The following is a 1,769-nucleotide window of genomic DNA, read 5'->3' on the forward strand; positions in this document are numbered from 1 at the left end:
GTAGCTTTTGTCAGTGATGTGAGTGATGGGAACAGTAATCCAGAAGAGATCACCCGAACTTATAGTGTTACGGATGGCGCTGGGAACAGCATCAATGTTACCCAAACCATTACCATTAATGATACGACTGATCCTACCGCTAGTAATCCCACAGCAATCAATGCACAATGTGCTGCACCTGCACCCGATGTGACTGTAGTGACTGATGAGGCAGACAATTGTGGTACGGCTACAGTAGCTTTTGTCAGTGATGTGAGTGATGGGAACAGTAATCCAGAAGAGATCACCCGAACCTATAGTGTTACGGATGGAGCAGGGAACAGCATCAATGTTACCCAAACCATTACCATTAACGATACAACTGATCCTACTGCTAGTAATCCCACAGCAATTACTGCCCAATGTAGTGCACCTACGCCCGATGTGACTGTCGTCACAGATGAGGCAGATAATTGTGGTACGGCTACAGTAGCTTTTGTCAGTGATGTGAGTGATGGGAACAGTAATCCTGAAGAGATCACCCGAACCTATAGTGTTACCGATGGCGCAGGGAACAGTATCAATGTAACTCAGATCATTACCATTAATGATACAACTGATCCTACCGCGAGTAATCCCGCAGCAATTACTGCACAATGTAGTGCACCTACACCCGATGTGACTGTAGTGACTGATGAAGCAGATAACTGTGGTACGGCTACGGTTGCTTTTGTAAGTGATGTGAGTGATGGGAACAGTAATCCGGAAGAGATCACCCGAACCTATAGTGTTACGGATGCCGCTGGGAACAGTATCAATGTTACTCAGATCATTACCATTAATGATACAACTGATCCTACCGCTAGTAATCCCGCAGCAATCAATGCCCAATGTGCTGCACCTGCACCCGATGTGACTGTAGTCACTGATGAAGCAGACAATTGTGGTACGCCTACAGTAGCTTTTGTCAGTGATGTGAGTGATGGGAACAGTAATCCAGAAGAGATCACCCGAACTTATAGTGTTACGGATGGCGCTGGGAACAGCATCAATGTTACCCAAACCATTACCATTAACGATACAACCAACCCTACCGCTAGTAATCCCGCAGCAATCAATGCACAATGTGCTGCACCTACACCCGATGTGACTGTAGTGACTGATGAGGCAGATAACTGTGGTACGGCTACAGTTGCTTTTGTCAGTGATGTGAGTGATGGGAACAGTAATCCGGAAGAGATCACCCGAACCTATAGTGTTACGGATGCCGCAGGGAACAGCATCAATGTAACTCAAACCATTACCATTAATGATACAACTGATCCTACTGCTAGTAATCCCACAGCAATCAATGCGCAATGTAGTGCACCCGCACCCGATGTGACTGTAGTGACTGATGAGGCAGACAATTGTGGTACGGCTACAGTAGCTTTTGTCAGTGATGTGAGTGATGGGAACAGTAATCCGGAAGAGATCACCCGAACCTATAGTGTTACGGATGGCGCAGGGAACAGCATCAATGTGACTCAGATCATTACCATTAATGATACAACTGATCCTACTGCGAGTAATCCATCCCCGATTAGTGCACAATGTAGTGCACCTGCACCCGATGTGACTGTAGTGACTGATGAGGCAGACAATTGTGGTACGGCTACAGTAGCTTTTGTCAGTGATGTGAGTGATGGGAACAGTAATCCGGAAGAGATCATCCGAACCTATAGTGTTACGGATGCCGCTGGGAACAGTATCAATGTTACTCAGATCATTACCATTAATGATACAACTGA

At 46.1% G+C, this 1,769-nt stretch carries 1 pseudogene; it reads left to right on the forward strand.

The window, feature by feature from the left end:
* Window positions 1–1,769, forward strand: a pseudogene (locus AWE51_RS21035) (hypothetical protein); the annotation flags it as partial.

The organism is Aquimarina aggregata, from assembly GCF_001632745.1.
GTDB classification, from domain to species: Bacteria; Bacteroidota; Bacteroidia; order Flavobacteriales; family Flavobacteriaceae; genus Aquimarina; species Aquimarina aggregata.